Origin of the sequence: Moorella mulderi DSM 14980, from assembly GCF_001594015.1 — a bacterium.
GTDB classification, from domain to species: domain Bacteria; phylum Bacillota; class DSM-521; order Neomoorellales; family Neomoorellaceae; genus Neomoorella; species Neomoorella mulderi.
Map to the genome: position 1 here is coordinate 342,673 of NZ_LTBC01000003.1, position 23,014 is coordinate 365,686.

The following is a 23,014-nucleotide window of genomic DNA, read 5'->3' on the forward strand; positions in this document are numbered from 1 at the left end:
GGGTCAGGCTGTATGCGAATATTTCCCTGGCCCATCATACCTCCCGTGTCCAAGACAAATAATCGTTCGCAGGATAACCATCATATCGGTCCAAAGCGTGGCGCGAATGGCATATTCCAGATTGAGTCTTATCTTTTCTGGCATAATCTCCTCAATATATGTACGCTCAGGGTCGTGTGAACAGGCTAACAGTTCGTTTTCGTAACGATAAGCAATGGAGGCCGGATCGGTAATACCAGGTACTATTTCAAGCACTTTCCGCTGTTCGGGAGTATAAAGGGCCACGTACCTGGGCACTTCCGGCCGGGGCCCCACCAGGCTCATTTGGCCCAGCATCACATTGATTAATTGGGGCAGCTCGTCTAGCTTGAACCGGCGCAGCCAGTACCCTACCCGGGTGACCCGCGGGTCCCGTCCCACAGTCAAAGGTTTTCCCCGCTTCTCCGCATCTACGACCATGGTGCGAAACTTCCAAATGCGGAAGGAACGGCCCTTATAGCCCACCCGCTCCTGGTGAAAGAACACCGGACCACCATCTTCAAGCTTGATGAGGAGAGCGATCAGCAAAAACAGCGGCCAGAGCACGGCCAGTCCCAGTATGCTCCAGAAAAGATCAAAGAGCCGCTTCGACCATTTCATCTTTTGTACGCCCTCACGACGTCCAGCACTGCCTCGATAACGTCAGCCACATCCTGATCCGACAGGCGTGGATTTAAAGGCAGGCTCAACATGCGCCGGTAGTTGCCGTAAGCCACTGGGAAATTATCCGGGCGATATCCATATTTATCCCTATAGTACGGGTGCAGGTGGATGGGGATAAAGTGCACCGAGGTGCCTATGTTGCGGGCCTTGAGTTCCTCAATGAACTGATCTCGCGTGATTCGGAGGGCCTCTAGACGCAGTCTTAGCACATACAGGTGCCAGGCGTGCTCGACTTCCGGACGTTCAACAGGAAGCTCTAAAGCCTCGACATCCCTGAACGCCTGGTTATAAGTGGCTACTACTTCGCGCCGCCGTTGCTGAAAAACCGCCAGCTTATGTAATTGCCAGAGGCCCAGGGAAGCCTGGATATCGGTCATGTTATATTTAAAGCCAGGAAGCATCACTTCATAGTACCAGCTCCCTCCTTTGTCGTAACGCTTCCAGGCATCCCGGCTCATCCCGTGGAGGCTGACGATGCGGGCCCGCTCCAGGAACTCGAGATCACCGGTAAGCATCCCACCTTCAGCCGTGGTCAGGTTCTTGGTGGCGTAGAAGCTGAAGGCTACCGGGTTGTTTCCCGAGCCGATATACCGGCCTTTGTACTTGGCCGGCAGGGCATGGGCGGCGTCCTCGATTACCACCAGGCCGTGGGCCTGTGCAATATTGTAGATGGAATCTAAATCAACCGGGTGACCTGCATAATGTACCGGTATAATGACCCTGGTCCGTGAAGTAATGGCACCCTCCAGTTTTGCCGGGTCGATGTTAAGGGTATCAGGCTCTACATCCACCAGCACCGGCCGCGCCCCCACATGCTCGATTACGTTAACTGAGGCGGCGAAGGTCATGGGCGTAGTGATGACCTCGTCCCCGGGCCCAATGCCAAGGGTGACCAGTGCAGTATGCAGTGCCGCCGTACAGGAGTTGAGGGCCAGGGCGCCGGGAGCCCCCAGGTAGACCGCGAATTCCTGCTCGAACCGCCGGGCCTTGGGACCGGTGGTGATCCAATCGGAGCGTAGTGTATCTACAACCTCCTGAATTTCTTCCTCCCCTATTGTTGGGGGTGAAAACGGGAGAAAGGTGCTACGCATCTTTCTTAGCCTCCTTGAGCTTCCGTTACCTTCCGCATCGCTATCAAATGAAGAGGTTACCTGGGCTGAAGTAGGAGTACTGGTCGGCCGGAAGCCGTTTCCGGTAGGCATAGCGTTCTTTTATCTGTTCGATTTCACACATGGCTTCAGGCCTCCCTTGGCATCAAGCACTCCTAGCCAGCGCCCTACCACAGTAGTCCAGTTTAGATTGTCCTCCAAGTACCTGAGCCCATGAGCCCCCACTCATATACTTTACTAGATTGTCCAGCAGGTAACGAATGGCCTAAGCCAGGGCTACCAAGGAATTACAAGGCCTGCCTGTACCTACTTCACTATAGTGGACTCCACTTCGGCCGCTATAGATAATCGGCAGTTTGTCGTGCAAATCGGGAGTGTAATGCAACGGTTTTTAACATCTAGTTTTATTTAGATATAAGCTTTGCTTCTAAATCAGCGAGCCAGCTTTTCACAATCGAACTCCATGAGTATTCCCTTTGAACAAGATTGAATCCGTTATTACCAAGATTTTTAGCCATTTCGTAGTCATCTGCCAACCTTTCCACCGCCCGAGCAAGTTCATCGGGGTCTTCAGGGGGAACAACGATGCCACAAGCTGCATTTTTTACAATATTAGCACCTTCGCCTTCACCACTATAAACAAGTGGTAATCCGCATGCCATTGCCGGAAAAATCTTTGCGGGTCGCGAAAGAAAACCTTTTTTGTAAGTGGAAATAGCCGCATATGCCTTCCCATAAAGAGACGCAACTTCCTCGATTGGCACCGGGGCCTTGAATTCAATATTTGTTAGATTATGTTCAAGGCAAAATGCAACAACCTCCCTTTTCTGCGAACCGTCGCCAACAAGCAAAAATTTAATGTCATTGCGCCTTCTCTGAAGCCTTGCCGCAGCTTGAGCAATCACTATCGGCCAGTTATAGATGCCATGATTCCCGGCATAAACAAATAGCTTTTGCCCTTCATCAATACCACCCTTACGAATACTAGGTCCCTGATAAGAAAAAAGGGTAGTATCAACACCATTCGGCAAAAAAAGCAGCTTGTCTTCAGGAATACCATAATTTTGTTTAATATCGTTGATGATTCCCTGGGTTACCCCATTTACAAAATCCGCTTTTGAAAAGGTAAATGAATTGATTAATTTAAGAAGCCGCGAAACCATACCCGGCTTGAGAAGTCCTGAGCTGAGAAGCCAGTCGGGCCACAAATCAGATACGTTAACGATTAATTTCGCACCGCTAAACGGCAAGGCTATGCGTGCCCCAAAACTAACAGTTGGAGGAGGAACTTCGGCTATGATTAAGTCTACTTTTCTCGCAAGGAGTATGAAAACCGGGAAGGTTGAAACAATAAAGTATAGATAACTAAAAATCCGCCCCAGTCCTACCTCCCTGGCAGGGTGAAACCAGCACCTGTGGACCCGGACCCCATCAATTTGTTCACAGCAATAAAACTTGCCGCGATAAGCCGGATAAATTTGGCCCTTTGGATAGTTAGGCATCCCCGTAACCACACAGACATGGTAGCCTTGCCTGACAAGTTCCCTTGCAACAGAATGCAGCCTGATGGCGGTTGCCCCTATTTCGGGGACATAATACTGGGTCCAGATAAGAAATTTTTTCATAAGAGTTTTCACCAATAGCTAAAAATTTCCGGGGCGGCCAAAGCCGCAGTAGCGGTAACCCAAACCCACGAGTCTCCTTGCATCTAGCGCATTTCGCCCATCCACGACTAGGAAAGGTTCGCGCATCAGCCTCTTTACCCTTTCCCAGTCTAGATTCACTAACTGGGGCCATTCAGTGGCAAGGAGAAATGCCTGAGCCCCAACTAACACTTCATAAGGATCGGCTGAAAGTTTTACGCAAGATGGCAAAAGAGGATAGGCGTTTTTCAACGCAAGGGGATCAGTAGCAGCCACAGCCGCCCCTTCATCTACCAGGTATTTAATAATATCAAGGGCGGGAGCTTCCCTGACGTCATCGGTACCTGGCTTGAAGGCCAATCCTAAAACAGCAATTTTTTTACCAGCTAGATTACCAATCTCCTTATGTAACTTTCTTACGGCAAGAATTCGTTGTTTTGAATTTACCTCAATCACAGCCTTCAACAGATTAAAGCTATAACCATTGAAGGATGAGATATAATCTAATCCCTTAGTATCTTTTGGGAAACATGATCCGCCATATCCTAACCCGGCCTGCAAAAAGTGTGGACCTATACGCTTATCCATTCCCACTGCTGATGCTACCAACTTGATATCTGCGCCAACCAATTCGCATAGATTTGCAACTTCATTAATAAATGAAATTTTTGTTGCTAAGAAAGCATTTGATGCATATTTTACCATCTCTGCGCTAGTAACGTCCATGGTAACTTTCGGGGCATCAATATCACTATAAAGCTCTAGCACTTCTTCAGCCGTAACAGGGTCATCACTACCGACGACAATTCGATCTGGATGGTACCAATCCCACACCGCCTTCCCTTCCCGAAGGAACTCGGGATTAGATACATAGCGAATGGGTACGCATGCCTTGCTAAAAAACCGTTCGATAAGATATTTACCTGTTCCTGGGGGAACTGTGCTTTTCATTACAACTACGAGGGGGTGGTCCGCAGTTTCTGAAATTGTTTGAGCTACCTCGTATACTTGCGCAAGGTCTACCCTGCCATCGGCAAGTGATGGTGTTCCGACCGCTATCATTATGAAATCTACCCCGGGAAGAACGTCTCGCAGGTCCTCTGAAAAAAATAAGCGAGAGGAATTAACACCCTGTCGGAAAAGCTCCTCCAACCCTTCCTCATAGATCGGGAGTACACCACGCTGAAGCTTCTCAAGCTTACCGATATTCTTTTCTACAGTAATCACCTTATGCCCAGAATGTGCTAGGCAGCATGCAGCAACTAGCCCCACATATCCACTTCCAATAATGACTAATTCCATTTATTTCGTCCTCTCTTTGAGAATTTTACCGTTACAAAATACGTTCCATGCTTGCTTACAAATGTGGCAATATGCATCCCTATATTCCTTACTTCTTGAAAAAACTAGTCGTATGGAAAATACGATAATGTATAACGCAGCCAATATTCTAGCAGATTTTCTACTGTAATGCTTTGAGAAAAAATATAGAAGACCTGATTTGCGCCACTCAAGAACCTTGGGTTTAATTCCTAATGAACTGCCACCCCCAAAGTGAATAACACTTACATTAGGATCATAATAGATTCGCCAACCGTTTTTGGTCAGGCGATAAGAAAGCTCCATTTCTTCATGATACATAAAAAAGCTTTCATCGAATTCGCCAACACTAGACACTACATCCTTTCGTAACAACAGACAAGCACCTGATGCATAATTTACAGGCATTATTTGTTTTACCTTACTAATTGGCAATACTTCTCTGAGTCTTTTTACCAAAGGGTCCAAGCCTAAAAGATGGCAGGCTTCCCGGAGAATTGATGGCCACCTATAAGTTGACCTTTGGACACTAAGATCTCTATTTAATAATCTTGGCGCAACGCCTGCTGCATCAGGATAACGATATAAGGTATCTGATAACCGAGTTATTAAACCTTTATCTAACACTAATATATCGGTATTTAACAAAAGAACTAGCTCTCCTGAAGCAACCTGTAAACCATCATTTACTGCACCTGCAAAGCCTTTATTAAATTGTTCTTTAATTAACTTAATACCAGCAAAGCAAGATTTAACCATATCCACACTACCATCATTAGATGCGTTATCTACTACAATAATCTCTGGTTTACTTTCTTCCTCAACGGTCTTTTGGAGGGTAGAAAGACAGTTGTATAGTAAATCTCGAGTGTTATAATTTGGGATTATGATAGAAACATTTGGCTGTTTAATCACTTTACTACCCTCCTAAAAAGTCTCTTAAGTCATGCCCTCTCATGATTCTTGCTAAACCCTCAAGATTAAAGTGAAGGCTCGAAGCAATTATTCCAATCCTCGCGAGGATCATGATTATAAAACTATCTGTCATATGTAACGCATTCCTAAACTCTTTTTCAGCTATATCCCACTGTCTACGTAGTAAACCGATTCTTCCTCTAGTTACATGTTTCATAGCAATTGACCATGCCCATCGCCTCTTGATCAAACGATCATTAATTTCAAAAGATCTCAATAGAGTATCATGCGAATAGACTCCAAGGCAATGTGTAAAAATGTTCTGAAGAACCTGTGCATCATAACCATAGGTTACCGATCCATAGTGCCTTCTCCAAAAGCCTAATTTTTCAGGGACGTACCCAAATGGCCCGATTGTAGCCAATTTAAAAACTGTTGGAAAGTCTGTTAACGGAACTTCATTTATCTTTTGAAAGCCTCCTATTGCTTCAAGACTCTCACGTTTAATCATTACTGTACATGGGAAGGTATAAATTGTACCCCCAGATAAGAGCATTTGGAATGCCATACTCCCAACAGGGTTGTTATTTCGAATCTCAGGTTTCAGCGAACGTGCAGGTCGAGCAGTGTAAATGAGGTTACCATTAGGGTTAGTTACCCCATAATCACCGTATGTAAGTATGGTGGAAGGTAATCTATGATGATATTGTACTTGTTTTTCTAATTTATAAGAGGGCCAAAAATCATCTCCCTCAAGTATAGCTACCAGTTCACTGTCAGCAATCTTTAATGCTAAATTATAATTATCCGGAATACCTTTAGGTCCAGTCCCTAAACCTTCAAAAATCCGTATTCGGCGGTCTTCATGCATACTAATGAGTTCCCTAGTTTTGTCTGTTGATTTATCATCTACTACAATAAGTTCCCAATCGGTAAAGGACTGGTCTTTTATCGACTGAATGCATTGATTTATATATCTCTCATGGTTATACGTAATCGTAATAATACTCACACGTGGCATCAGTTTTCACCCGCTTACTAATTGAATTATCCAAATAAGCTAGTACAAGAGCAAAAGAATTAAAGGAAACCGAGTTAAGTAGGAAAGGATTTACGCTGCCTACAGCTATTAAGGCTAAACCACCTAATATTAATCCTAACAATTCAACATTTTTTCTGTACTTACCCCATCGGAGAAGGGGCTTTAGAAACCCAATAACCAGCATACTCCAACAGAATATTCCTACCAGCCCCGAGTCAAATAGAATATCGAAGAAACTTAGTTCAAACATATATGGCGCACTTGAATTCCTTAGGTATCCACTGGGTAAAATGCTTCCTAACCCGTTTCCAAATAGTGGCCTTTGCAAAAAGCCTTTGATTAATTCTTGTGCACTCTCAAATCGAATGCCATTCGCTCTTTCATTGATCGAGAACGAAGTTGTAAAACGATCCATCGCACTTGAAGGCAAAAGTAAGAATGAAAGTGTTATGAAAACCACGATAAACAGTAATACTTTTATCTTGGCGACACGAGCTAATAGCATTATTACTATAACGCTGATTAAACTGGTGATCATTAAAGCCCTTGAGCCTGTCAGGATTAGCGATATAGTACCAATTATCATCGATGTGATTATTAACAATCGTATCAAAATAAAATAGCTATTTTGTTTCTGAACCAACAATCTTGAATTCATTACACCTACTAAAAATATTAGATTAAACATCACCCCTGCGTGAGCTGTCAAAACAATTCTATTTGTCCCATCAGGAAACCGCGTGAAGTTTCCCGGAAATAGCGAAAACGGAAACGTGTCAACGTTCGCCCCAAATAGGTACCCATATACTGTAACACCTCCAACAACTATTATCGACAATGACATTGCGACAATAAGCTGATACATCCCCGGGAGATGGCGTAGCCAGTTTATGTAGAGAAAATAAAGAAGTAAATATGCATATCCATTTCCCTCATCAATGATGAATCTAACATTATTACCATTCCAAAATCCAATGACGGAAAACATAACAGGGTATAAAATACCCAAAACAATGACTAGCCAATGGTAACTACCCTTAACGCTAATCCTTGAGTACCGCTTCATGAGTCCGCCAATAGACCACATATAAAATGCCAGTATAAATAATATCATACGACCGGAAAGTGGCCCTACGGACAGCCATCGCCCTGAGCCACCTGCTATCACTTCAAAGACTATTAAGGGTAACAAAAATGTTTGAACGGAACATGTTAAATTTATCTGTTCTTTTTTTGTACTAGCTTCTAGGAACGTCATAAATGAACTCCCCATTTTTTACCGAGAGAAAGATTTATCAACTTAGATTCGGCAAGTTAAAGCGAAAGACCAGATATGGTAGACTCCCGTTCCTCTCTTTTATGACCACACCAAACGGAAGGTTCATGTGTCCAATCAAAATTAGAGGGCTAAAGAGATAATATTTCAGATATTAAGATAAGGTGTTTAACGTTTTTACGTAGGCCCTAATTACCTAGAAGATATTATATTCATGCTGTGCTCGGCAGCATCATAAAGGTGGAGCAAATTCTGTGGCCACAATCAGGAAGGCCCAGGCGCAAAGAATGCCTTCTTTGCTTTTCCCTATACACCTTAAAGCTTTAAATACGGCAACGAGGATAGATAGGATACATTAAAGCTGGAAAGGTCGCGGTTCCTAAAGGCTTCGTATTCAGCTCGTAGAGTTTTAGTTACCTAACTGAAGCCCGTACGAATGATTATTTGTTCTCCGGTAATGTCCTTAAAAGCATCTTCAATATCCCTGATAGAAACCCCGAGTATACATTTGGACAACCAGGCAGGCAAGAACATCTATATGAGTAGCAAGAGAAATTGCATCAAGCAGGAATCAAAAGGTACAGGGGTCTAACGTACATGTGGTACCGCTACAGTAATTGGTCTTTTTGCGGTCTGTACCTCTCTAGCCCGATATCCATTGCGATAACCGGTGAAGGGCTCACTCTTTTCCGGTGTTTTTACACGAACGAGGAAATTGATGAATTCTTGTTCCAGAATTTTTTGGACCAGGCGCCTGGTGCCCAGACGCTTAAAACGCTACTATCTTCTTGCTTCTTGTAAACCTGCTTCTAAAAGTTTATGAATAGCTTACTTAATGCGGAGAGAAGGTGGTATCTTATTTATAGGCCTGAGTTCCTTTCTCCCCTTCTAGGTGGGTAACTTACTTCTAAGTTTAACTCCGGCCTCTTAATTTTTACAGCACGTTTATGATGACATTACCTTTGGCCTTAGGCTTTATCTTAAATTACTGAAGAAAAGATTCATATCAAAAATAGCTTTCAGTATCCTTTTACCTTCAGAAATAAGTACTAAGAGAAAGTTAAAGCGAAATCTTTTTTCTACGGAGTAATTGCTCATAGGCCGCAAGAGTTACTTGAGCTGCAATTTCCCATGTAAACTCTTTACGAATCCTTTCTCCTAACTCAAGTTTTCTTGGCGAGCTCCACGCACCAAGAATGGCTGACCTTATTGAGTCGATATCGGTTGGATTACAGTACCAAACAAAAGAACCAAAATATTCGTTAACTGGACCATAATAGCTAACCACACAATTGGCGCCATGAATCGCGGCCTCTAAGGTGGCTAGCCCAGGGCTTTCCCGCAAACTCGGCAAAGCGTGCACCTTCGCCCGCCGATAAAATAGGGGTAGAGAACGGTATGGGATTTCGCCCACGAAGTACGTATTACCACGCGCCTTTCCTAATTGGATACAATATCTCCCATATGCAGTCTCCAACCCTCTTCCAATAAATACGAGGGGTATATCGGGGTTCCGAGAAAGAGCCTGTATTAAAGTCGATTGACCTTTGATTGGCTCAATTCTACCAACCTCAAGTACGTACTCGGAAGGAAGCTCTTGGAGCTTAAGCCTTTCGTAATCTGTTTCTGGTTCTGTCACCGTTTCCCCCGGCTCAACGGCATTTGGAACAACGACCGCTTTAGCGCGCAAATAAGGTACATTGAACAGTAATGCAAGTAATTCTAGCTCCGCGTACGAGTTCGGTAGTAACAAATCGGCTGTTACCAGCATATTACGGCTCCACTGCCAAAGTTTCCTTCTAAACGGATACCTAACGATCCGCCTGGTTATCACTGGTAAAAAGGGATGAATATGTCCCAAAACAGAGGTAATCTTCCTTTCTCCATACGGATAAACATACGCCACTTGCCAGTCGATATTCCGCAGATCCCAGTAAATCGGTGATAGGACGACCGCGACACCTTGCTGTTTTGCACGTTGCACCTGTTGGATTCCGGTTTTACTCGTCTGAATATTAAATATGTGCACTAGATCATAACCATTTAAGTTAGGTACTACGTCTGAGCTAATATCAACCGCAACCCCGAGCCGTTTAAGACTCTCGCCAGTTTTGATAACTTGGGTGGTATCGCCACCCCATTTTTCCAAGAAGTCAATCCTGCTGTTTAGAAGAAGTACCCGCAACTAAATTCTCCCTTCCTTGTGGCCATAGTTCAGTATAGAAGAGTTCTTCTGCTTTTCATTTTCTAAAAGAAAAACTCTAACCGTTGTCTACTCAGATGCATTCTTTTGGAATACAACCAATACTGTGTGTCCCTGCCCAAATCGGTTCCATCGAAGATCGGCTGGTGGCCTTACCAACCCTAAATCTTTGGCCAAATCATAGGCTCTCTGGATGCCTGGGATCTTTTTAATAGCCCTTCGAAATTTCGCGGTGGTGGTTGTATGCTGTGTCGGCATGTGGCCGGATCCTCTGGTATACCACTCAACCATGCTCAACCCAAAGCGGTGACCTAAACGTGTTAAGAACTCATCGGACAAGAAATATAAGTGCTCAAAACTCGTTTGGAACCCTGCCCAGGCATTCCCAATAATTTTTGCCATTCGGTAGTTGGGTGTTGATATGACTACCAGCCCTCCCGGGCGAACAACAGATGCTAGTTTCGCCATAAATGTTGAAGGACTTAAGGTATGTTCAATAACCTCCAGGGCTACGGTAACATCGAAAGAATCTTGTGTCAATGGCGCCGCTTCCAAAGTTGTGTTGATTATCTCTAGATCGAAGCGACGCCTAGCCGTCTGGGCCGCCCATTCGCTTCCCTCTACGCCTAAAACACTCGCGCCAGCTTCGCGCGCCAGGAACAGGAGTTCACCAGTAGCACATCCAACCTCGAGAAACCGAATACCTCTCAAAGGATAATGCTTCTCAATGATTTTGATGATAGGACCGAAAATAAGTTGAATTTCTGAAACTTTAGTCCACCCATAACTTTGGTAGCCTACATTTGTCTCGCCGTCTTTCCTGAAATAGCTTTCCCCATATAATGATGACAAGAACTCTGGTTTGGGCAGTTGGGCAAGAAACGCAAGCCCACAGTGCAAGCACTCCAAAACCTGCATTCCATCCCCACGTACAGCTACGGGCAGAAAGTCCTTGTGACCGCAAAAGTCACAGACAGCAACATTAAAGAAACCTTCCCTAAGGGAGGACAATTTGGTCGGGCTCTGGGTCATATTCTAAACCTCCTTGGTATGGCGCTTTCGCGGAATGTGCCAAGCACCTGCGTCAAACCCCGCTTAATGGTTTTCGGCGAGGAGTGCCAAGCACCAGCAACGAGTACCCCCGCCAAGAGCCCGCTGCCCACTACAGCGACCGTGGTACCCCGAGAAGCGATGGAAAGCGTGATGTAGGTTACCAAGGTTAATGTTGCCACCATGGCTAACACTTCGCCCCACAGGCCACAACCACAGGTTCGAACCCCGAAGGCCAGAGCCCAAACAGCATGTACCGAATAAGCAAGCAGGTAGGCGGTAGCTAACCCGATCGCACCGAAGGGATTTACGAAAACGTATGTGAATGAGATGAGGACGAGTGCCCACCCCAGGTTCATTAGGAAACCAAGCCACATTTTACCGCTAGCGGCTATTAAAGCGCCAAAAAGCGAAAGCACTAACTGAACGTACGCGGTTAAGACCAAGGTGGTCATTATAGTATAGCCATCCTGAAAAGCTGGGCCATACCACCCCATTATTACCCTTGACAGGCCAGTGAATACAACCACAACTGGTAGGAAAAACGTCCAAATAAGACGAAAAAGATGGCCAATAAACTGCTGGACTCTTTCGCGCTCCCCCCTACTCCACGTTTCCGCCAGGATCGGGAGAGCAACGTTGCCAAGTAGATTGGGTATGAACAAAAGAACTACCCGCCATTGGTTGGCCGCGTTAAACAGCCCGAGGTCAGCATAACCGCCCACTCGCCTGGCCAAAAGCGTGGCGCACCACCAGGTAATAGGTGTTACCATCAGCCCAGAAGCCATAGCTGGCAATGAGAACCGCCATAAAACATTCCGCTCCTGCCACGCCTTTTTCCAGTTTAAAGACACATTATTACAGCGCAGCCGGCTGCGCAGAGCGGTGGCAAGTAATAAAGCTCGCAAAACCGAGTTGGCAACGAACGCCCCAACAGCCCCGATGAGACCGAAATAAGATACGCCGGATATGGTAATTGGAAGGGATAGGACACCTTGCACAATGCTTACACGGGCGAGAAGGTGGAAATCCTCAAATCCATTGAGCGCGCCCGAAAGCGCTCCCTCGAGGCTACTAGAAACGATAGCCAGTGCCGCCAACTGCAGATAGGGTATTAATGATGGGGCATTAAGAGCAGTTGACGTTAGCAAAGGGGTTGCTACATAGGTAATGGCCAAAACTACACCACTAATAAGAAGGACTACCCCTAAAGATAAAGCGATAATCCCACCTACGCGATCAGGATCTTTGTTCCGTAGTGAGGACACATAGCGTGAATTTGTCGCCCCCATGCCGCTTTCTGAAACGATACCAAATAAGGCAATAGTGCCCGTAATAATACCAAATTCCCCGAAGGCTGTCTGACCGAGTATTCGGGCAGTAGCCACCGAGGAAATCAGTGTGCAAATGCGGGAGGCTACATTGCCAATAAGGAGCCACAGTGTACCTCGTACCAGCCTGGAACCGAGGGAACCCAACAGGCTGGTAGCTATTGCGTCTTGTTGAGACTTTTCGTCACCGCTGAGTTCCTCAAATGTGGACATATCTATACTATCCTCCGACAGAGCAGTTCTAGTGTCTTACGCTGGAAGATACTACTTATTAAATAAACTAATGATCAGGTATTCCCCAAGAAAGTCTCATTTTCTAGTCCACCACTGTCAGCACCTCATACCACTTCTCCACGTACTCCTGGCGCTCCACCACTTTTAACCCTTTCCCACCAGATTCGATTGGCGGTGTACCAGATGATAAGGTCGTAGAGACCTGTCGTGAAGTCCCTCTGTGGACGCCAAGAGAAAGTTGTTTCGATATGGGCCGGGTTGATGGCGTAGCGCCAGTCGTGGCCAGGCCGGTCTTTCACAAAGGCGATCAGACTTTCGGGTTTATTCATCAGCCGGAGAATAGTTTTGACGATGTCCAGATTGGTATGTTCGTTGTTGGCACCGATATTGTAAACCTCTCCCGCCTGCCCTTTTTGTAAAACCAGATCCAGGGCGCGGCAGTGGTCCTCGACGTGGATCCAATCCCGGACGTTCTGGCCGTCGCCGTAGACGGGGATGGGTTTATCGGCCAGGGCGTTCAGGATGATGGTCGGGATGAACTTCTCCGGGTGCTGGTAGGGGCCGTAGTTGTTGCTGCAGCGGGTGATGACCACCGGCAGGCCGTAGGTGACGAAGTAGGCCCGGCACATGAGGTCGGCGGCGGCTTTGCTGGCCGAGTAGGGGCTGTTGGGCCGGATGGGGCTTTCTTCGGTGAAGGGCGGGTCATCCGGCCCTAGGGAGCCGTAGACCTCGTCGGTGGATACCTGGAGGAATTTCCGGACGCCGTGCTGCCGGGCGGCCTCCAGCAACACCTGGGTGCCCTTTATGTTGGTCTCGATGAAGGGCGCCGGGTCCAGGATGCTGCGGTCCACGTGGGACTCGGCGGCCAGGTTGGTGACGAAGTCGAATTTTTCCTCCCGGAAAAGATGGTCGACCAACTCCCGGTCGGCTATGTCCCCACGGACAAAGCGGTAGCGGGGGTTGTCCTCTACGTCCTTCAGGTTTTCCAGGTTGCCGGCGTAGGTGAGCTTGTCCAGGTTGACTATGTACCAGTCGTGATGCTCTTTTAATATGTGGCGGATAAAGTTGGAGCCGATAAAGCCGGCGCCGCCGGTGACTAACAGCTTTACCAATCCGTGTTTCTCCTCTCAGCAAAGTAGCGCTTCAGGGCTTCCTGCCAGGGTGGCAGGAGGTAGCCAATGGTTTCTTTTAACGGGAAGGGGTCCAGCACCGAGTAAGCCGGGCGCCGGGCCGGGCGCGGGAATCCGGCCGTGGTAATGGGTTTAATGTTTGTCTTAACACCTGCCGCGGCCAGGATTTCCTGCGCAAAGCGATACCAGGTGGTGGCTCCCTGGTTGGTGATATGATATACGCCGTAGCAGCCGCTTTCCACCAGGCATACAAGTGCGCGGGCCAGGTCTATTGTATAAGTGGGACAGCCCCACTGGTCGTCGACTACGGTAAGGGTATCCTTTTCCCGGGCCAGTTTCAGGATGGTTTCGACAAAGTTCGGGCCGCCGGGGCCGAAGAGCCAGGAGGTGCGGACCAGGTAATAACGGGGCGCTATGGTTTCCAGGAAGCGTTCCCCCAGGTACTTGCTGCGGCCGTAGGCGTTAACGGGATGCCTCGCGTCATAGATATTCCAGGGCTCATTTTTTTGCCCGTCGAAGACGTAATCGGTGCTGATGTGGACCAGCACGGCACCTGTCTCTTTACAGGCCAGGGCGAGATTCCTTACGCCCAGGGCGTTGACCTGTACGGCCGCCTCGTAATCGGTTTCGGCCTGGTCGACTTTGGTGTAGGCGGCGCAGTTTATTATGACTTCCGGGGTGTATTCTGCCAAGGCCTGCTTGACTGCTGCCAGGCCGGTTATGTCCAGCCGGGCATGGTTTAGAGCCGTAACGGTATGGTTACGGCCCTGGAATTCCCGGGTTACGGCCTGGCCCAGCATGCCCCCGGCTCCTGTTACCAGGATACGCATCCGGCCTGTCGCTCCTTTTACCCGTGCTTTACCTCCCAGGAGTAGGGGATGGCCGGGTCGTTGTAGGGCCGGCGGTACTCGTCCGGCTGCTGATAGTTGTAGAGCTCGGTGGGGAAATTGACGATTAAAGCCGTCTCCGGTCCTTCGGCGGTGAAGCCGTGGTAGACCAGGGGCGGGATTTTTAAGAGCACCGGGTTTAAGTAGCCGATGTGAAACTCGTTGACCAGCCCCCTGGTGGGGCTGCCTTCCCGGTCGTCGTAGAGGACCACCCGGGCCATGCCGCTGACGCAGACAAAATGGTCCCACTGCAGTTTATGATAGTGCCAGGCTTTGATGACGCCGGGGTAGCAGGCGGTGATGTAGGCCTGGCCGAACTGCATGAATTCTTCCCAGTCGCGGCGCAGCATCTCCATGAGGTAACCCCGGCTGTCGGGGATGAGGCGCAGCTGCCGCAATTTTACGCCGTCGATAAGTTCCATAATTCTATCCTTCTTTCTTTCCGAATTTAAACAGCGACTTCCGCGTCGTCCCCCAGGAAGAGGCGCAGGGCCTGGCGGCCGTCGGCGGCGCGGCGGACGCGGGTGTTGCGGCCGATGAGGCTGTCCTCAATGCGGGGGATGTCGCTTAAAATACACCCTTCCAGGACCACGGAGTGCTCCAGGCCCACCCTGGTCAGGGTGCTGCCGTCGCCGATGGCCGTGAAAGGGCCGATGAAGCAGTCTTCCAGGGTAACGCCTTTGCCGATGACCACCGGCCCGCGGATGGTGGTGTTCTTTACCTTGCTGCCGGGGCCGATGGCGACCCTGCCGGCGATATGGCTCCCGGCGTCGACTTCTCCTTCTATGGCGGTGCGGGCGTAGGCATCCAGGACGGCGCGGTTGGCTTCCAGGATGTCGTCCTTCTTGCCGGTATCCAGCCACCAGCCTTCCACCCGGCGGGCCAGGACCCGGCCGCCGGACTGGAGGAGCTCCTGGATGGCGTCGGTGATCTCCAGCTCGCCCCGCCAGGAGGGGCGGATATTGGCTATGGCCCGGTGGATGGCCGGGGTGAAAAGGTAGATGCCTACCAGGGCCAGGTTGCTGGGCGGGTCTTTGGGTTTCTCAATGAGGCGAGTCACCCGGCCTTCCCCGTCCAGGACGGCCACGCCGAAGGCCCTGGGGTCGGGGACTTCCTTCAGCAGGATGGCGGCGTCGGCGGCTTCTTTCTGGAAGGCCTCTACCAGGCCGGTCACGCCGTCCTGGATGAGGTTGTCCCCCAGGAACATGAGGAAGGGCTCGTCCTTAAGAAAATCGCGGGCCGTAAGTACCGCGTGGGCCAGCCCCAGCGGCTTTTCCTGGAGTATGTACGTTACCTGCGCGCCGAAGCGGCTGCCGTCGCCCACCGCCTGGCGCACGCTCTCCCCCGTCTCCGGGGAAATGATGATGCCGATGTCCCTTATCCCGGCCTGGACGACCTGCTCGATGACAAAAAATAAAATGGGCCGATTGGCCACGGGGATGAGCTGTTTAGTTGTCGTATAAGTGAGGGGGCGCAGGCGGGTGCCCTTGCCGCCCGAGAGGATGAGGCCTTTCATGGGTTAAGTCTCCCAATATCGCCTTTATTATTTTGGCCGGTTTTAGTGTCATTCGGTACTGTTTCTGACTGTACAAAAGGATTATAGAGGCAAAGCCCGTGCTTAGACAGATGCTTAAAGTCGTCAGTATTGCGTGTCACTAAAGTTCCCGAACACATAATGGCAGTGGCAGCTACAAGAGCGTCAGGTAACTTTAATTTGCGTTTATAATTTTTCCTACTCAGAGCACGTAGTTCGCATGCTTTTAGGGCTATCTTTGAATCGACGTCAATTATGTCCCCCAGATTTAATAAACGCCTTAAATCTTTTTTATCCTCTTCGGTCAATAGGTGGGAAGAAAATAATTCTGCTTCAACAATTACCGAATAAAATACCTGAACCTCTTCTACTTCAACTTTCTCCATAAAATTAACGGCTTCAGCAACGCCTTGCATGGTATCAATGATGATATTGGTATCTATAACATATTTATTCAAGGCTTGTTCCCGGGCGGTCATCTTCGTCCTCCCGAATTTTCAAAAGATCGTCGACCAGGTCACGACGATCTTTCCATTTCCCGGCAACAGCCCTCACTACCCCTTCCTGTTGCCGTTTATTAACAACTCTGATAATGATTTTGTTGGTAGCAGGGATAATCGGTAACACTGGGACCGCCTCACAAAATACCATTATATGTTACTATGAGTGCCTTTTAATTTCTTTATACTCTCTTATCTCTACAATCGGTCGATTATATTCACCACTTCAATTCCCTGCAATACTACGTACTCTTCCCCGGCCTGCCAGGTGATTACCAGGGTGTTGCGGCCGTCTATACCGGCCAGGTCTGCAGCGCAGGAAGCGGTGGCGTGCTTTATATGTAAATTCCCGGCGGCGATTTTCAGAATCTCCAGCACTTCGTCGCGGGGACCGTAGAAGATTATTCTTTCCACCGGCTCCGGCCTCTCTGCCACTACTTCGGCCAGCACCCGGCCGGTCTTGACGATCTGCCGGTAGGTGCTTTGCATGTACTGGTAGGCGAGGCGGGTTTTCTCGGCCATGCCCTGGGGGGTGAGGATGTAGCGCAGGCTGCGGCCGTTGACCTTTTCCAGCTTGACCAGGCCTTTGCGCACCATTTTCTTCAGGAGCAGGTTGACCCCGCCGACGGAAAGGCCGGTGTAACGGGCGATGTCGCGCTGGGTGAGCTTGTCGTTTCTTTGCAAGCAATCCAGGACTGCGTAATGGCTATCCATGCCGGCTGCTCCATTATATTTATTTCGACATATCTTATGCTTACTTTATGAACAATAATACCAGCATATGTTAAGCGCGTCAATGGATTACAAGGTTAATTTTGTATAATGGCTGCGTAGCGCAGTGCCGCCAGGATATCTTCTTTTTTCACAACAATACTATTTGATAAGCACACTATCTTCAATTTTATCTTTTCTTTGAAGCTGTTTCTCAACTTCTTCGCGTTTGCGAGGGGACAAATTATCTACTCCTCCTTAAAAAGTTCTTTTAATTCCCTCTTCAGGCTCCTGGCGTCTTCTGATAACTGGTCATCTGGCGCACAGGCATGTTCCAACCAGAGCCAGGCTAAATCGTCCTGGAGGGCTTCAATAGCTTCTTCTTTTGTTGCTCCTGTCGCTATAATGCCAAATTGCGGCATCTCGATAATAACCTCTTGATTTTCGAAAATAGGGACTACCTCTACAGGCCTAATCGCTTGCAAGGTGACTTTCGGAGTAGAAACCTGTACTAGTTGTAGAGGTGAAAAATCTAATTCCTTATTTCACTAACATGGACTATCTTGGTTGGTTCGCCGTTCTCATCAAGCTGAACTTGCTTTTTCCGCAACCCGGCGCAACTCGCAGGCCTCTTGTATCTCCGGTGGGATCCTAGTTCTTACCCGAATATCCTTACCTAATTCAGCCAGCCCTATATAATAGAACGTTTCCTGAATCCCATTTAAAATAGTTGCCAAAAGCCGAAAGGGTATCATAGAATCATGTATATTGGGGCCATCTATTTTAACTATGAGCTGCCTCTCTGCCACCGGCGACCCTCCTTTCCTTAAATCTTAATCATCTTGCGTGGGAATGAGAGCTGCTCTCTTTCTTTTATTGGATAAGTGCACTATCTTTAATTTTCTTCTCACCTAAATAATGCTTAAGGGCGTCCTACCAGTGAGGCAGAGGGTAGCCAATGGTTTCCTTTAACGGGAAAGGGTCCAGCACCGAATAAGCCGGGCGCGGGAATCCGGCGGTGGTAACGGGTTGCGTGTCATTAAAACGGTTTCTTGAACGCCTTGCATAAACCCGACCTTCACTTTAGCAGAACAGTAACAACCATTGCAGCTATACCCAGGATCGTAGCTATAGCCATCCCTATTATCCAGCGGCGGGTCTCCTCGTTATCCGAACGTATAGCCTGCATGTCGGCCCTGATGGTCTGAACCTCTGCGTGCCGCTGATTATCGCGGTCGCGGATTTCACCCAGGGTCTGGCTCACCATAGCGGCAATACGCTCCTCGGTAGCTTGCAGCGATTGCTTGATTTCGCCGATATCACGGTCCAGCTTATCGAGATATTTCTCCTGCCAGTCCACCTGAGTCTCCCCTTCCCGGGTAACGGCTGTTTCATTAATTGCCTGCGCCGTTTGGACAATTCTTTGCATTAGTTCGTTTCTTAGATTCTCCTGTCTCTCAGAAACTCTTGGTACGAATACAATCCTATCGAGGAATGCCTCTTTTATAATATTCCCAATGGGCAGTCCAGCATCATTGACGGTAATATCACGGGGCGTTTGTTCAAAAGTAGTCTGATCTCCGCCGGGGAATTGGATTGTGTTATTTTTCTGAATCAATAGCCTTTTTCCCTCCCATTATAGTTTGGGCGGCAGCTACTACATCAGAGGCCCGTTCGGAGATAAGTTTATTAAGCATATCCCATATACGTATCAGATGTGGCCAAGACACAACCACGCGGCTAACGATACGCCCATTCGGCATATACTGGACGCCAGGAATAGGGGGCTTAGTTTCTGTTCGGTTTGCTGCCTCGGCTTCTGGATATCGTTGAATAAAGGTTAGAATAACCCTTTCCGCGTTAGCGTCAACTCTTACAATATCGGCAAACTCTAATCGCATGGCGTGCTCGTCCGCATACATTGCCAGGTTGGCGTCTTTTTGTTCTTCCACCCGCTAACCCTCCCCTCAACAAAGAATCTAAAAGAGCATACTAAAAAGCCCTCTGCTTAAATAGTTCTACTACCGCTAGTAATTAATACCATTTTATGTAACTATGAGTGTCTATTATTTTTTTCCTACTCCCTAATCCCTACAATCGGGGGATTATATTCACCACTTCTATCCCCGGGGGCTGGTATTCTTCCCCGGCCTGCCAGGTGATTACCAGGGTGTTGCGGCCGTCTATACCGGCCAGGTCTGCAGCGCAGGAAGCGGTGGGGCCAGCACCCGGCCGGTCTTGACGATCTGCCGGTAGGTGCTTTGCATGTACTGGTAGGCGAGCCGGGTTTTCTCGGCCATGCCCTGGGGGGTGAGGATGTAGTGCAGGCTGCGGCCGTTGACCTTTTCCAGCTTGACCAGGCCTTTGCGCACCATTTTCTTCAGGAGCAGGTTGACCCCGCCGACGGAAAGGCCGGTGTGGCGGGCGATGTCGCGCTGGGTGAGCTTGTCGTTTCTTTACAAGCAGTCCAGGACTGCGTAATGGCTATCCATGCCGGCTGCTCCATTATATTTATTTCGACATATCTTATGCTTACTTTATGAACAATAATACCAGCATATGTTAAGCGCGTCAATGGATTACATGGTCAATCGATGTTGTATATGAAAGGCCTGCAAAACCGCCCTTATTTGTTCTTCCACCAGTAAATTGGCTGCGTAGCGCAGTGCCGCCCTTTGTAACCCATTTGCTGCAGGGCTTCCGGGGCGGATTGGGGCGGGTCCTAACAAAGCCTCATTTTTTTGCCTGAAGTGGCCATTCTGAGGGTATTTGATCCAATAGAAAACGCCCGCTATTACAAACTTCAATTATTTCGGGGTCCCTTGTAACTATTGCACCCCCTGTTTCCCGGGCCAGTGCCAGGGCAAAAGCATCGGCGTAAGAGACCCTGTATGCGCCTTTTAGTTTCGCTGCTTCCCAGATACGTGTATTAGATGCCGGGATTACCCGCCAGAGAAAGATTTTCTTTTTAACGTCCATTAAAAAGGAGGCCGCCTCTTTGCTATGCCCACTCTTAACAAGGCGGTAAAAGATTTCCCCAATATTAATGGCTGATATCTGGATCTTAATTACTTCTTTTTCGGCCTGGTCAGATGCTCAATGTAAGATGAACCGGGTTCTTCTTGCATCCAGCATAAGACGGCATAGGCATCAAATATCTTCACCATCTCGGTCTACCTCTTGCCTGTGTTCCTCCAGATGTTCTTCCAATACCCGCTTCCCGCGCAGGGCACCACGCCAGCGACGCCAGGTAGCCGTCCTGGTTTTCTGGTAAACAGGTTCAAGGATTATCTTACCCCCTACCAACTCCACCTTTAGTTCTCCTCCACGTTTCAAGGCGAGCTCTTCTCTAATATTTTTCGGCAGTACCAGTTGCCTTTTGGAAGATAACCTGGCTATTTCCATAACAAAAGCCTCCTTTCTTACGCCTATTGTAAGACATTAGATCGGCAACTATGGGTTCCCCATGGTCATCGCCTTTTACCTCTTAGTGAGAGTCGAGAAAAAGCTTGATGACCTGACGGTGGCTATAAACGAGCTGGCCCGAACCCTGAAACCCCCCGGCTGAATTGCCGCTATTCCGAACCGTGATAAATTCCCTTCTTGATTGCCGTCAGATAAAAGGCCGCTAGAATTGACCTATGACAGCTAGATTACCGCTCGACCACGAGAAAAGCCAAATTTAACATGGATTTATGAGGTTTTTATTCTTCTCTTTCTGATCCTTATCTTCCGGGGTTCTATTACGACAATATTCCCTACAATATCATCTTCCCTCAAAATACGGAGGGAAGATAACAAAAGCTCGTTAGTTTGAGTTATTGTAAATTTCGTTTGGTATTCTAAGTAGAATAAGACCATAATGGTCAATCGAAGTTGTATATGAAAGTCCTGCAAAACCTACGTCTGCAGTAATTATAGTCGCTTGTCTCTGGCAAGCAAATGAGAATATTATGAAAAGCAATTTATGGCACCGCCCTTATTTGTTCTTCCACCAGTATATTAGCTGCGTAGCGCAGTGCCGCCAGGATATCTTCTTTTTTGAGGTCGTATTCTGCCATAATTTCTTCATAAGTAAGGCCCCCGGCTAATTTGCCTACGATAAGTTCAACCGGTACGCGCGTACCCTTTATTACCGGCTTACCCCCTTTAATTAACGGGTCAACAATGATGCCCGGCATTACTTCCTGTATCTTTGCCACCTCCCGTTAACTATTCTACCACAACAATATTATTTGATAAGATACTACTTAGCACTTTTATTAAGACCTGTTATTACTTAACCAGTTCTTTGATGAACTTCTCCAATTCTTCCCTGCGCCTGGAAACCAGTTTATAGGCCAGCATTCCTTCGCGTTCGGCTATGCCGGCTATGAGGGCGACCTCGATTACCTGCACTTCCGTAACCTTCCATATAATCCGGAGCGACCTGTTATTTACATAAACGCTCCGGTATCCTGCCAGGGGCCTGCCGGCCTGGTTTTCCAATTCTTTGCCAAATGCAGAGGGAGCCCGGGATATTTTTTGCAAGGCTTTAATTACTTTTATCTGCCTGCTTTTATCCAATCCCAGAAAATCTGCTTCAGCCGCGGGAAAAAACTTTACATTGGCCGGTACAAGATCAATCATTTTCGAGGTCGACATCAGGAGCAGCCTCCAGATCCTCCGCGGTTATACCGGCCTTTTTAATTACTTCAGCAAGGGGCACCAAAGCCTGGCCGCCCTTTTCATTTTCGAGGATACGGCACAGTAGTTCCAATTTTAGTTCCAGTTCCGCGGCTTCAGCAACCTTTTCCCAGAGTTTTTTAAAATTATCATAGCTTAAAATAGTTGCCCTGGGTTCGGAACCGGAAAACATCATTAAAAAGGGCATCTCATGCAATTTTGGTTCTACGACACTGCGCCATTTGCGCTGTAAATCGCTGATGGTAACAATCTGGTCGCTGGAGAAAAGCGGCTTACCTTTCATAACCGGTACGAAGCCTCCCACTGAAAAATCCTCCTTTCTATATGATATGCCTTTACGCGTAAATAAATGCGTTATTATTTTCGTTTAAATCATCGCGTATTTGGACGTGAAAGTCAAGAACAATAAATATTAAGGTAATCCACCTGGTACGATATTCCTGCTTTCGTTTTTATGCTTTATTGGCTTTCCTTAGCAGCCGGTATTAGCGGTTAACGACAGGTTTTAGCTCGTAATCGTATGCAAACATTAGTTCGTTTTTTACGGGCAACCATGCTATGCTATGGCTGTCCGAAGGGAGGTGAAAAAAATGGCTGTTATCAGTACCCCGTTAGCTACCACCTTACGCCTGCAGGTGCAGACCGGGACTGACGCTACTGGGCAACCCGTTTACCGGGTGCGCTCCTACAGCCGCGTCAAACCTTCTGCCAGTGACCAGGATGTCTATGACGTCGCCCAGG

At 48.0% G+C, this 23,014-nt stretch carries 28 protein-coding genes and 2 pseudogenes; 2 read left to right on the forward strand and 28 right to left on the reverse strand.

The window, feature by feature from the left end; genetic code table 11:
• Window positions 1-3: 3 nt before the first annotated feature.
• The 25 genes and pseudogenes from MOMUL_RS06935 to MOMUL_RS07045 all read right to left on the reverse strand — a co-directional run bounded on the left by MOMUL_RS06935 (window position 4) and on the right by MOMUL_RS07045 (window position 20,992).
• Window positions 4-639: a sugar transferase gene (locus tag MOMUL_RS06935; RefSeq protein WP_062283281.1), complete on the reverse strand. Its 636-nt coding sequence runs from the start codon at window positions 637-639 to the stop codon at window positions 4-6.
• Window positions 636-1,793: a DegT/DnrJ/EryC1/StrS family aminotransferase gene (locus MOMUL_RS06940; protein ID WP_062283283.1), complete on the reverse strand. Its 1,158-nt coding sequence runs from the start codon at window positions 1,791-1,793 to the stop codon at window positions 636-638. The genes MOMUL_RS06935 and MOMUL_RS06940 overlap by 4 nt, the downstream gene beginning before the upstream one ends.
• Before the next feature lie 422 nt (window positions 1,794-2,215).
• Window positions 2,216-3,436, reverse strand: a complete 1,221-nt coding sequence (locus MOMUL_RS06945) for a glycosyltransferase family 4 protein (RefSeq protein WP_062283286.1) — start codon at window positions 3,434-3,436, stop codon at window positions 2,216-2,218.
• Between the two features lie 18 nt (window positions 3,437-3,454).
• Window positions 3,455-4,756: a UDP-glucose dehydrogenase family protein gene (locus tag MOMUL_RS06950; protein ID WP_062283288.1), complete on the reverse strand. Its 1,302-nt coding sequence runs from the start codon at window positions 4,754-4,756 to the stop codon at window positions 3,455-3,457.
• Entirely contained in the window at window positions 4,757-5,689 is a 933-nt protein-coding gene (locus MOMUL_RS06955) for a glycosyltransferase family 2 protein (RefSeq protein WP_062283291.1), read from the reverse strand. It lies immediately after the preceding gene.
• A 4-nt stretch (window positions 5,690-5,693) separates the two neighbouring features.
• On the reverse strand, window positions 5,694-6,701 hold the full coding sequence (locus MOMUL_RS06960; RefSeq protein WP_161484975.1) for a glycosyltransferase: 1,008 nt from the start codon (window positions 6,699-6,701) through the stop codon (window positions 5,694-5,696).
• Window positions 6,676-7,989 (reverse strand): O-antigen ligase family protein, encoded by a 1,314-nt coding sequence (locus MOMUL_RS06965; protein WP_062283296.1) that lies wholly within the window; start codon window positions 7,987-7,989, stop codon window positions 6,676-6,678. The genes MOMUL_RS06960 and MOMUL_RS06965 overlap by 26 nt, the downstream gene beginning before the upstream one ends.
• Before the next feature lie 606 nt (window positions 7,990-8,595).
• Window positions 8,596-8,772: a transposase gene (locus MOMUL_RS17840; protein WP_153018297.1), complete on the reverse strand. Its 177-nt coding sequence runs from the start codon at window positions 8,770-8,772 to the stop codon at window positions 8,596-8,598.
• Window positions 8,773-9,067: 295 nt separating this feature from the next.
• The gene (locus MOMUL_RS06975) at window positions 9,068-10,156 is read right to left on the reverse strand and encodes a glycosyltransferase (protein ID WP_153018288.1); all 1,089 of its coding nucleotides are present in this window, start codon (window positions 10,154-10,156) and stop codon (window positions 9,068-9,070) included.
• A 123-nt stretch (window positions 10,157-10,279) separates the two neighbouring features.
• Entirely contained in the window at window positions 10,280-11,242 is a 963-nt protein-coding gene (locus MOMUL_RS06980; RefSeq protein WP_062283305.1) for a class I SAM-dependent methyltransferase, read from the reverse strand.
• On the reverse strand, window positions 11,239-12,804 hold the full coding sequence (locus MOMUL_RS06985; RefSeq protein WP_062283308.1) for an oligosaccharide flippase family protein: 1,566 nt from the start codon (window positions 12,802-12,804) through the stop codon (window positions 11,239-11,241). Before MOMUL_RS06985 ends, MOMUL_RS06980 begins: the two co-directional genes overlap by 4 nt.
• Window positions 12,805-12,907: 103 nt before the next feature.
• A pseudogene (gene rfbB, locus MOMUL_RS06990) lies at window positions 12,908-13,937 on the reverse strand (dTDP-glucose 4,6-dehydratase).
• Complete coding sequence (gene rfbD / locus MOMUL_RS06995) at window positions 13,931-14,785, reverse strand: dTDP-4-dehydrorhamnose reductase (RefSeq protein WP_062283313.1); 855 nt, start codon at window positions 14,783-14,785, stop codon at window positions 13,931-13,933. The pseudogene rfbB and the gene rfbD overlap by 7 nt, the downstream one beginning before the upstream one ends.
• Before the next feature lie 17 nt (window positions 14,786-14,802).
• Complete coding sequence (locus tag MOMUL_RS07000) at window positions 14,803-15,264, reverse strand: dTDP-4-dehydrorhamnose 3,5-epimerase family protein (RefSeq protein WP_062283315.1); 462 nt, start codon at window positions 15,262-15,264, stop codon at window positions 14,803-14,805.
• Between the two features lie 26 nt (window positions 15,265-15,290).
• Window positions 15,291-16,358, reverse strand: coding sequence for a glucose-1-phosphate thymidylyltransferase (locus tag MOMUL_RS07005; protein ID WP_062283318.1), 1,068 nt, complete (start codon window positions 16,356-16,358; stop codon window positions 15,291-15,293).
• Complete coding sequence (locus MOMUL_RS07010) at window positions 16,355-16,855, reverse strand: type II toxin-antitoxin system VapC family toxin (RefSeq protein ID WP_062283321.1); 501 nt, start codon at window positions 16,853-16,855, stop codon at window positions 16,355-16,357. The genes MOMUL_RS07005 and MOMUL_RS07010 overlap by 4 nt, the downstream gene beginning before the upstream one ends.
• Complete coding sequence (locus tag MOMUL_RS16575; RefSeq protein WP_161484976.1) at window positions 16,827-17,003, reverse strand: hypothetical protein; 177 nt, start codon at window positions 17,001-17,003, stop codon at window positions 16,827-16,829. Before MOMUL_RS16575 ends, MOMUL_RS07010 begins: the two co-directional genes overlap by 29 nt.
• Before the next feature lie 71 nt (window positions 17,004-17,074).
• Window positions 17,075-17,590: a winged helix-turn-helix transcriptional regulator gene (locus MOMUL_RS07015; protein WP_062283324.1), complete on the reverse strand. Its 516-nt coding sequence runs from the start codon at window positions 17,588-17,590 to the stop codon at window positions 17,075-17,077.
• A gap of 245 nt (window positions 17,591-17,835) precedes the next feature.
• Entirely contained in the window at window positions 17,836-18,072 is a 237-nt protein-coding gene (locus tag MOMUL_RS16580; RefSeq protein WP_161484977.1) for a hypothetical protein, read from the reverse strand.
• Between the two features lie 99 nt (window positions 18,073-18,171).
• The gene (locus tag MOMUL_RS07020; RefSeq protein WP_062283326.1) at window positions 18,172-18,396 is read right to left on the reverse strand and encodes a hypothetical protein; all 225 of its coding nucleotides are present in this window, start codon (window positions 18,394-18,396) and stop codon (window positions 18,172-18,174) included.
• A 269-nt stretch (window positions 18,397-18,665) separates the two neighbouring features.
• A complete protein-coding gene (locus MOMUL_RS07025; protein WP_141265547.1) occupies window positions 18,666-19,016 on the reverse strand; it encodes a DUF1515 family protein in 351 nt (116 codons plus the stop codon).
• Between the two features lie 172 nt (window positions 19,017-19,188).
• Window positions 19,189-19,539 carry a DUF3467 domain-containing protein gene (locus tag MOMUL_RS07030; protein WP_062283331.1) on the reverse strand — a complete coding sequence of 117 codons (351 nt, stop codon included), beginning with the start codon at window positions 19,537-19,539 and terminating at the stop codon, window positions 19,189-19,191.
• A gap of 231 nt (window positions 19,540-19,770) precedes the next feature.
• A pseudogene (locus tag MOMUL_RS07035) lies at window positions 19,771-20,031 on the reverse strand (winged helix-turn-helix transcriptional regulator); the annotation flags it as partial.
• 289 nt (window positions 20,032-20,320) lie between these two features.
• Window positions 20,321-20,656 (reverse strand): PIN domain-containing protein, encoded by a 336-nt coding sequence (locus tag MOMUL_RS07040; RefSeq protein WP_201786482.1) that lies wholly within the window; start codon window positions 20,654-20,656, stop codon window positions 20,321-20,323.
• Between the two features lie 81 nt (window positions 20,657-20,737).
• Complete coding sequence (locus MOMUL_RS07045) at window positions 20,738-20,992, reverse strand: AbrB/MazE/SpoVT family DNA-binding domain-containing protein (protein WP_062283335.1); 255 nt, start codon at window positions 20,990-20,992, stop codon at window positions 20,738-20,740.
• 40 nt (window positions 20,993-21,032) lie between these two features.
• Here MOMUL_RS07045 and MOMUL_RS17845 point away from each other — a divergent pair, with 40 nt between their 5' ends.
• Window positions 21,033-21,155 carry a YvrJ family protein gene (locus MOMUL_RS17845; protein WP_269085197.1) on the forward strand — a complete coding sequence of 41 codons (123 nt, stop codon included), beginning with the start codon at window positions 21,033-21,035 and terminating at the stop codon, window positions 21,153-21,155.
• A gap of 397 nt (window positions 21,156-21,552) precedes the next feature.
• Here MOMUL_RS17845 and MOMUL_RS07050 read toward each other — a convergent pair whose 3' ends face one another.
• The 3 genes from MOMUL_RS07050 to MOMUL_RS07060 all read right to left on the reverse strand — a co-directional run bounded on the left by MOMUL_RS07050 (window position 21,553) and on the right by MOMUL_RS07060 (window position 22,556).
• Entirely contained in the window at window positions 21,553-21,789 is a 237-nt protein-coding gene (locus tag MOMUL_RS07050; protein WP_236713021.1) for a DUF433 domain-containing protein, read from the reverse strand.
• Window positions 21,790-21,862: 73 nt separating this feature from the next.
• A complete protein-coding gene (locus MOMUL_RS07055; RefSeq protein ID WP_153018289.1) occupies window positions 21,863-22,231 on the reverse strand; it encodes a hypothetical protein in 369 nt (122 codons plus the stop codon).
• Window positions 22,209-22,556, reverse strand: coding sequence for a hypothetical protein (locus MOMUL_RS07060; protein ID WP_062283389.1), 348 nt, complete (start codon window positions 22,554-22,556; stop codon window positions 22,209-22,211). The genes MOMUL_RS07055 and MOMUL_RS07060 overlap by 23 nt, the downstream gene beginning before the upstream one ends.
• A gap of 307 nt (window positions 22,557-22,863) precedes the next feature.
• Here MOMUL_RS07060 and MOMUL_RS15730 point away from each other — a divergent pair.
• A partial coding sequence (locus MOMUL_RS15730; RefSeq protein ID WP_084785526.1) for a DUF1659 domain-containing protein occupies window positions 22,864-23,014 on the forward strand: 151 nt, incomplete at its 3' end.

Bases quoted from the DNA above. Each gene is read 5' to 3' on its own strand.
- MOMUL_RS06935 (WP_062283281.1), bottom strand. From the start codon at position 639: ATGAAATGGTCGAAGCGGCTCTTTGATCTTTTCTGGAGCATACTGGGA.
- MOMUL_RS06940 (WP_062283283.1), bottom strand. From the start codon at position 1,793: ATGCGTAGCACCTTTCTCCCGTTTTCACCCCCAACAATAGGGGAGGAA.
- MOMUL_RS06945 (WP_062283286.1), bottom strand. From the start codon at position 3,436: ATGAAAAAATTTCTTATCTGGACCCAGTATTATGTCCCCGAAATAGGG.
- MOMUL_RS06950 (WP_062283288.1), bottom strand. From the start codon at position 4,756: ATGGAATTAGTCATTATTGGAAGTGGATATGTGGGGCTAGTTGCTGCA.
- MOMUL_RS06965 (WP_062283296.1), bottom strand. From the start codon at position 7,989: ATGACGTTCCTAGAAGCTAGTACAAAAAAAGAACAGATAAATTTAACA.
- MOMUL_RS06980 (WP_062283305.1), bottom strand. From the start codon at position 11,242: ATGACCCAGAGCCCGACCAAATTGTCCTCCCTTAGGGAAGGTTTCTTT.
- MOMUL_RS06985 (WP_062283308.1), bottom strand. From the start codon at position 12,804: ATGTCCACATTTGAGGAACTCAGCGGTGACGAAAAGTCTCAACAAGAC.
- rfbD (WP_062283313.1), bottom strand. From the start codon at position 14,785: ATGCGTATCCTGGTAACAGGAGCCGGGGGCATGCTGGGCCAGGCCGTA.
- MOMUL_RS07000 (WP_062283315.1), bottom strand. From the start codon at position 15,264: ATGGAACTTATCGACGGCGTAAAATTGCGGCAGCTGCGCCTCATCCCC.
- MOMUL_RS07005 (WP_062283318.1), bottom strand. From the start codon at position 16,358: ATGAAAGGCCTCATCCTCTCGGGCGGCAAGGGCACCCGCCTGCGCCCC.
- MOMUL_RS07010 (WP_062283321.1), bottom strand. From the start codon at position 16,855: ATGACCGCCCGGGAACAAGCCTTGAATAAATATGTTATAGATACCAAT.
- MOMUL_RS07015 (WP_062283324.1), bottom strand. From the start codon at position 17,590: ATGGATAGCCATTACGCAGTCCTGGATTGCTTGCAAAGAAACGACAAG.
- MOMUL_RS07025 (WP_141265547.1), bottom strand. From the start codon at position 19,016: ATGCAAAGAATTGTCCAAACGGCGCAGGCAATTAATGAAACAGCCGTT.
- MOMUL_RS07045 (WP_062283335.1), bottom strand. From the start codon at position 20,992: ATGGAAATAGCCAGGTTATCTTCCAAAAGGCAACTGGTACTGCCGAAA.
- MOMUL_RS07055 (WP_153018289.1), bottom strand. From the start codon at position 22,231: ATGTCGACCTCGAAAATGATTGATCTTGTACCGGCCAATGTAAAGTTT.
- MOMUL_RS07060 (WP_062283389.1), bottom strand. From the start codon at position 22,556: ATGAAAGGTAAGCCGCTTTTCTCCAGCGACCAGATTGTTACCATCAGC.